The organism is Pseudomonas syringae (assembly GCF_002157375.1).
Taxonomy (GTDB): Bacteria; Pseudomonadota; Gammaproteobacteria; order Pseudomonadales; family Pseudomonadaceae; genus Aquipseudomonas; species Aquipseudomonas syringae_T.
Genome location: NZ_MTSA01000017.1, coordinates 109,800 through 116,937 on the forward strand (window position 1 = coordinate 109,800; position 7,138 = coordinate 116,937).

Here is a 7,138-nt window from a genome sequence, read left to right on the forward strand (position 1 = left end):
TGCCGTCTCAAGACCGGCCGCGTAGCGTGGGAGCGATCATCGATACAACAAACAAAAACGCCCCGAACATGTCGGGGCGTTTTTTTGTTATGTGGCTATCAGCTGTCGCGGTTGCGGGTCAGCAGGGCCGGTTTTTCTCCGCGTGGGCGTGCTGGCAACTGATCCAGTTGCTCGGCAGACGGGAAGCGGTCGATCTTCGACTCTTTGTGAACGATCTTCGGCTGCGGCTGGCCGTCGCGTGGAGCGCGTACGGCGGGTTCCTGACCTTCACGTGGCAAGGGCTGCTCTTCACGTGCAGGACGACGACCGCGCGGTTGACCGTCGCGCGAACGCGGTGCCGAAGAACCCGAGCCATTGCGCTTGGGTGCGCCAGTACCGGAACCGGAACGTGGTGCGCCGCCTGCAGGTCGGCCCGAATTGGCCGGACGTGCGCCACCCGCAGCCGGTGCAGCACCAGGCGCGGCAGCAGGGCGACGGCCACGATTCTGGCCTTTGCCCTGATAAGGGCTTACGTAATCAGCGCGGTTGCCGAAGTTATCCACCTCGTCATCACGGAATTCGTCCGGCGCGCGATCCGAGGCCGGACGCGGTGTTGCAGGCTGCGATGCACGTTGTTCGCTGCGAGGCGTGCCCTCACGTGGCTTTTTTTCGCGGGGTTGCCGGGCAGGGCGTTCGCCAGGAGCTGCGGCTGCGGCAGCAGGCTTATCTCTGCCTTTGTCCTTGCCCTTGTCGCGACGACCACCGTTGTTCTTGTCGCCGTCAGCACGAGCCGGGCGCGCACCACGGGAATTGCGAACATCCGGACGCTCACGCACTTCCGGCTTTTCAGCCTCGACTGCCGTGATGTCAAAGCCCATCAGATCGCCGTCCGGGATCTTCTGCTTGGTCATGCGCTCGATGCTTTTGAGCAGCTTTTCTTCGTCCGGGGCAACCAGCGAAATGGCTTCACCCGAGCGACCTGCACGGCCGGTACGGCCGATACGGTGTACGTAGTCTTCGTCAACGTTCGGCAATTCGAAGTTGACGACGTGTGGCAGCTGGTCGATATCCAGGCCGCGTGCGGCGATATCGGTCGCCACCATGATGCGAACATCACCGGCCTTGAAATCGGCCAGAGCCTTGGTGCGTGCATTCTGGCTCTTGTTGCCGTGGATCGCGACAGCCGCAAGGCCATGCTTGTCCAGATACTCGGCCAGACGGTTGGCGCCGTGCTTGGTGCGGGTGAAGATCAGCACCTGTTCCCAAGCGCCCACGGTAATCAGATGCGCCAGCAACGAGCGCTTGTGATTGGCCGGGAGACGGAAAACCCGTTGCTCGATGCGCTCGACCGTGGTGTTCGGTGGCGTGACTTCAATGCGTTCCGGGTTGTGCAGCAGCTTGCCAGCCAACGACGTGATGTCATTGGAGAACGTTGCCGAGAACAGCAGGTTCTGGCGCTTGGCCGGCAGACGGGCAAGGACTTTCTTGACGTCGTGAACGAAGCCCATGTCGAGCATCCGGTCTGCTTCATCGAGCACCAGAATTTCGACGTGGGACAAGTCGACGCTGCCTTGACCGGCCAGATCGAGCAGTCGGCCAGGGCAGGCCACCAGTACATCCACACCACGGGACATGGCCTGAACCTGCGGGTTCATGCCGACGCCACCAAAGATGCAGGCGCTGACGAACTTCAGGTCGCGGGCATACAGCTTGAAGCTTTCATGCACCTGCGCAGCGAGTTCGCGAGTCGGGGTCAGGACCAGAACGCGCGGTTGGCGCGGGCCGTGACGCTGGGATTTGTCCGGAACACCGTTGGGAAATAGCCGCTCCAGAATAGGGAGGGCGAAACCGCCGGTTTTACCAGTACCTGTCTGCGCCGCAACCATCAGGTCGCGACCTTGCAACACGGCGGGAATGGCCCGCTGTTGCACGGGGGTCGGCTGGGTGTAGCCCGCTGCCTCGATGGCGCGGACTAAAGCCTCGGAGAGACCGAGGGAAGCAAAGGACATGAGTAATCCTGTTCTGTTGGAGCTTAAGCTCAAGGGATGTCTTGCCTGGCGCGAATGGCGTGTAAAGACAACGCGATCCCGTCCGGTCCTGCAGGGTCTTCAGTGCATCTCGTGACGTCTGCGCTTGATGAAAAGTGCGCTGATGGCGTGAACGAGTGACGATTGCAAGACCGCGCGTCCGGGCGTAAGCCTGGCGGGAAGGCTGGAGTATAACAGAGCGCGCGCAATACGCCGCTTTCCTGCTGCCCAACGGTGTATCAGGCCGCGATCTTCCGGGAATCAGCCTTCAGATCACGGCTTTACTGCGGTATCAGCGTGGCAATTGCAGGTTATTCCACACCGCCAGGCTCGGTTCTGCCTGGTTCAGCGTGTAGAAGTGCAGCCCCGGTGCGCCGCCTTGCAGCAAGCGTTCGCACATCCGGGTAATGACGTCTTCGCCAAACGCCTGAATGCTTTGCACGTCATCGCCGTACGCTTCGAGCTGCTTGCGGATCCAGCGCGGGATTTCCGCACCGCAGGCATCGGAGAAGCGGGCCAGCTTGCTGTAATTGGTGATCGGCATGATGCCTGGCACGATCGGGATGTTCACGCCCATCTTCTCGACGCGCTCGACAAAGTTGAAATAACTGTCGGCGTTGAAGAAGTATTGGGTAATCGCACTGTCGGCACCGGCGTTGGCCTTGTTGACGAAGTGCTTGAGGTCATCTTCGAAATTGCGCGCCTGAGGGTGCATTTCCGGGTAGGCGGCGACTTCGATGTGAAAGTGGCTGCCGGTTTCCTCACGGATAAATTGCACCAGGTCGTTGGCGTGACGCAGCTCACCGCTGGCCATGCCCATACCGGAAGGCAGGTCGCCACGCAGGGCCACGATGCGCTTGATGCCTGCATCCTTGTACTGGGCCAACAGATTGCGCAGGTCTTCCTTGCCGTCACCCACGCATGACAAATGCGGGGCAGCCGGTACTTTTACTTCGTTCTCCAGCTGCAGCACGGTATTGAGCGTGCGGTCGCGGGTAGAACCACCGGCACCGTAGGTGCAGGAGAAAAAATCGGGGTTGTACGTGGCGAGCTGACGCGCAACGGTCAGCAGCTTTTCATGTCCAGCGTCGGTCTTGGTGGGGAAGAACTCGAAGCTGAAGCGGCGTTCTTGGCTCATGGAGGCCGATCTCGATATAGAAGCGAACACATACTTGCAGGAGCGGACTTGTCCGCGAAGTGGCCTACAGCCTTCGCGGGCAGGGCCGCTCCCACAGGTCATTGCCATCTGCAAGAGTGAGGGGCGTCAGGAACGCCGCGCACTCTTCACAGAAGATCAATCAGTAGCGATAAGCGTGCGGCTTGAACGGACCTTCGACGGTCACACCGATGTAGTCGGCCTGGGTCTTGGTCAGCTTGGTCACCACGCCGCCGAAGCCGCGGACCATTTCCAGGGCCACTTCTTCGTCGAGCTTCTTCGGCAGTACTTCGACCGTCAGACGCTCGGCCTTTTTGGCAGGTGCCAGGTCAGCGTATTTCTGATCGAACAGGAAGATCTGCGCCAGAACCTGGTTGGCGAACGAGCCGTCCATGATGCGGCTTGGGTGGCCTGTGGCGTTGCCCAGGTTTACCAGACGGCCTTCGGCCAGCAGGATCAGGTAGTCGTCGTTCTGTGCGTCGAACGAACCGGCGCCAGTACGGTGGATCTTGTGAACCTGTGGCTTCACTTCTTCCCATGCCCAGTTCTTGCGCATGAAAGCGGTGTCGATTTCGTTGTCGAAGTGGCCGATGTTGCACACGACTGCACGCTTTTTCAACGCTTTGAGCATGTTGGCGTCGCACACGTTGACGTTACCGGTGGTGGTCACGATCAGGTCGATCTTGCCCAGCAGCGCTTTGTCGATGCTCGCTTCGGTGCCGTCGTTTTCGCCGTCGATGAACGGGGAAACCAGTTCGAAACCGTCCATGCAGGCCTGCATGGCGCAGATCGGGTCGACTTCGGTCACTTTGACGATCATGCCTTCCTGACGCAGGGACTGAGCCGAGCCCTTGCCCACGTCACCGTAGCCGATCACCAGAGCCTGCTTGCCGGACAGCAAGTGGTCGGTGCCGCGCTTGATGGCGTCGTTCAGGCTGTGACGGCAGCCGTACTTGTTGTCGTTCTTGCTCTTGGTTACCGAGTCATTGACGTTGATGGCCGGGATTTTCAGCTCGCCCTTGGCCAGCATGTCCAGCAGACGGTGAACGCCCGTGGTGGTCTCTTCGGTCACGCCGTGGATCTTGTCCAGCATCGCCGGGTATTTCTTGTGGATGATCTCGGTCAGGTCGCCGCCGTCGTCGAGGATCATGTTGGCGTCCCACGGCTGGCCATCCTTGAGGATGGTCTGCTCGATGCACCACTCGTATTCTTCTTCGGTTTCGCCTTTCCAGGCGAACACAGGAATGCCGGCAGCGGCGATGGCCGCGGCGGCCTGATCCTGAGTGGAGAAAATGTTGCACGACGACCAGCGTACTTCGGCACCCAGAGCAACCAGGGTTTCGATCAGCACGGCGGTCTGAATGGTCATGTGAATGCAGCCGAGGATTTTCGCGCCCTTGAGCGGCTGCTCAGCGGCGTATTTGCGGCGCAGACCCATCAGGGCAGGCATTTCGGATTCGGCGATGATGGTTTCGCGACGGCCCCAGGCAGCCAGGGAAATGTCGGCAACCTTGAAGTCGTTAAATTCTGCGGGCGTGATTACAGCACTCATTGAGAGTCTCCATTCCATAAAAATGCGAATGGGCGCCGTTGTGCGTTTAAGGCTTGCCGATTGATGATCAACCTGACAAACAACGCCCCATCCGAGCCTGACAGGGAGAACCTGCTGCAGCGCCCCTCGGACAGGTGGCGGGAACGGTATCAAGCGTTGATGACCGTTTTGAAACGTTTGCCAGTATAGCCTCGCTCGCGCTTCTTCCCAAGGCTTTCTGTCGGCTTAAAGGCCACTATTGAGCCATCTATCGCTAATAGGGTCGATATGCTGTCGCTATGACGCGGGCATGGGCGTGCGCCGTCGGCTCTGCCATCATGCGGGTCTCTACCGGCCAGATGCTCAGGAGTGAACATGAATTTCCACACCCGCAAGTGGGTAAAGCCCGAAGACCTCAACCCCAACGGCACCCTGTTCGGTGGCAGCCTGCTGCGCTGGATCGATGAAGAGGCCGCGATCTACGCGATTGTCCAGTTGGGCAATCAGCGGGTAGTGACCAAGTACATTTCCGAAATCAACTTTGTCAGCGCCTCGCGTCAGGGCGACATTATCGAACTGGGCATCACGGCCACCGAGTTCGGCCGTACATCGATTACGCTGAAATGCCAGGTGCGCAACAAGATCACCCGCAAGAGCATCCTTACGGTCGAGAAGATCGTCTTCGTCAACCTCGACGAAGACGGCCAGCCCGCCCCGCATGGCCGGACTGAAATCCGTTATATAAAGGACCAGTTCGACGTCGAGGATTGACGTCTCGACGCGCTGCAGGCCAGGCGCAGAACGCCAAGCGTTACATAACTTTTTTGTGGGAGTGAGCTTGTTCACGAAGGCAATGATTCAGACGCCCTTTTTCCAGGGGGGGGCTGTACCTGCCTCTTCGCGAGCAAGCTCGCTTCCACGGCCTTCGGCCAGCATCAGAAGCGGACTTGTGCATAGCGATGCGTCGGACACAGAGCGCGCTTCTGCCCGCAGGGCGTGGGAGCGAACTTGTTCGCGAAGACGAGGGTTCAGACGCCCCATTTTCAATGACTGTACTGGCCTCTTCGCGAGCAAGCTCGCTCCCACAAATAGCAGGGGAACCGCGTCACACCTCTGCGCCATGCTGCCTGCTTATAATCAGCTTTTCGACTGCAACGTCCGCAGCCACGCCAACCCTTCGCTGGAGTCGCCGTTCGGGCGGTATTTTGTGGGAGTGAGCTTGCTCACGAAGGCAATGATTCAGACGCCCTGTTTCCGGGAGCTGTACCTGCCTCTTCGCGAGCAAGCTCACTTCCACGGCCTTCGGCCAGCGTCAGAAGCGGACTTGTGCATAGCGATGCGTCGGACACAGAACACGCTTCTGCCCGCAGGGCGTGGGAGCGAACTTGTTCGCGAAGACGAGGGTTCAGACGCCCCATTTTCAATGACTGTACTGGCCTCTTCGCGAGCAAGCTCGCTCCCACAAATAGCAGGGGAACCGCGTCACACCTCTGCGCCATGCTGCCTGCTTATAATCAGCTTTTCGACTGCAACGTCCGCAGCCACGCCAACCCTTCGCTGGAGTCGCCGTTCGGGCGGTATTTTGTGGGAGTGAGCTTGCTCACGAAGGCAATGATTCAGACGCCCCATTTTCAATGACTGTACTGGCCCCTTCGCGAGCAAGCTCGCTTCCACAATGTTCATAATCAGCTTTTCGACTGCAACGCCCTCAGCCACGCAGGCCTTCGCTGGTGTCGCCGTTCGGGCGGTATTTTGTGGGAGTGAGCTTGCTCACGAAGGCAATGATTCAGACGCCCCATTTTCAATGACTGTACTGGCCTCTTCGCGAGCAAGCTCGCTCCCACAAATAGCAGGGGAACCGCGTCACACCTCTGCGCCATGCTGCCTGCTTATAATCAGCTTTCCGACTGCAACCCCCGCAGCCACGCCAACCCTTCGCTGGTGTCGCCCTTCGGGCGGTATTTGTGGGAGTGAGCTTGCTCACGAAGGCAATGATTCAAACACCCTGTTTCCGGGGGCTGTACCTGCCTCTTCGCGAGCAAGCTCGCTTCCACGGCCTTCGGCCAGCGTCAGAAGCGGACTTGTGCATAGCGATGCGTCGGACACAGAACACGCTTCTGCCCGCAGGGCGTGGGAGCGAACTTGTTCGCGAAGACGAGGGTTCAGACGCCCCATTTTCAATGACTGAACTGGCCCCTTCGCGAGCAAGCTCACTTCCACGGCCTTCGGCCAGCATCAGAAGCGGACTTGTGCATAGCGATGCGTCGGACACAGAGCGCGCTTCTGCCCGCAGGGCGTGGGAGCGAACTTGTTCGCGAAGACGAGGGTTCAGACGCCCCATTTTCAATGACTGTACTGGCCTCTTCGCGAGCAAGCTCGCTCCCACAAATAGCAGGGGAACCGCGTCACACCTCTGCGCCATGCTGCCTGCTTATAATCAGCTTT

Annotated in this window: 4 protein-coding genes and 1 riboswitch; of the genes, 1 reads left to right on the plus strand and 3 read right to left on the minus strand. The window is 59.5% G+C overall.

Features of this window, described 5'->3' with window-relative positions:
• Positions 1-98: 98 nt before the first annotated feature.
• The 3 genes from BW686_RS20890 to ahcY form a co-directional block, all read right to left on the minus strand.
• On the minus strand, positions 99-1,988 hold the full coding sequence (locus BW686_RS20890; protein WP_084919391.1) for a DEAD/DEAH box helicase: 1,890 nt from the start codon (positions 1,986-1,988) through the stop codon (positions 99-101).
• A gap of 310 nt (positions 1,989-2,298) precedes the next feature.
• Complete coding sequence (gene metF, locus BW686_RS20895) at positions 2,299-3,144, minus strand: methylenetetrahydrofolate reductase [NAD(P)H] (RefSeq protein WP_084919392.1); 846 nt, start codon at positions 3,142-3,144, stop codon at positions 2,299-2,301.
• Between the two features lie 160 nt (positions 3,145-3,304).
• On the minus strand, positions 3,305-4,714 hold the full coding sequence (gene ahcY, locus BW686_RS20900; RefSeq protein ID WP_084919393.1) for an adenosylhomocysteinase: 1,410 nt from the start codon (positions 4,712-4,714) through the stop codon (positions 3,305-3,307).
• A gap of 23 nt (positions 4,715-4,737) precedes the next feature.
• Positions 4,738-4,848: riboswitch (S-adenosyl-L-homocysteine riboswitch) on the minus strand.
• A 220-nt stretch (positions 4,849-5,068) separates the two neighbouring features.
• Here ahcY and BW686_RS20905 point away from each other — a divergent pair.
• The gene (locus BW686_RS20905) at positions 5,069-5,464 is read left to right on the plus strand and encodes an acyl-CoA thioesterase (RefSeq protein ID WP_002551711.1); all 396 of its coding nucleotides are present in this window, start codon (positions 5,069-5,071) and stop codon (positions 5,462-5,464) included.
• Positions 5,465-7,138: the final 1,674 nt, after the last annotated feature.

Bases quoted from the DNA above. Each gene is read 5' to 3' on its own strand.
- BW686_RS20905 (WP_002551711.1), top strand. From the start codon at position 5,069: ATGAATTTCCACACCCGCAAGTGGGTAAAGCCCGAAGACCTCAACCCC.
- metF (WP_084919392.1), bottom strand. From the start codon at position 3,144: ATGAGCCAAGAACGCCGCTTCAGCTTCGAGTTCTTCCCCACCAAGACC.
- BW686_RS20890 (WP_084919391.1), bottom strand. From the start codon at position 1,988: ATGTCCTTTGCTTCCCTCGGTCTCTCCGAGGCTTTAGTCCGCGCCATC.
- ahcY (WP_084919393.1), bottom strand. From the start codon at position 4,714: ATGAGTGCTGTAATCACGCCCGCAGAATTTAACGACTTCAAGGTTGCC.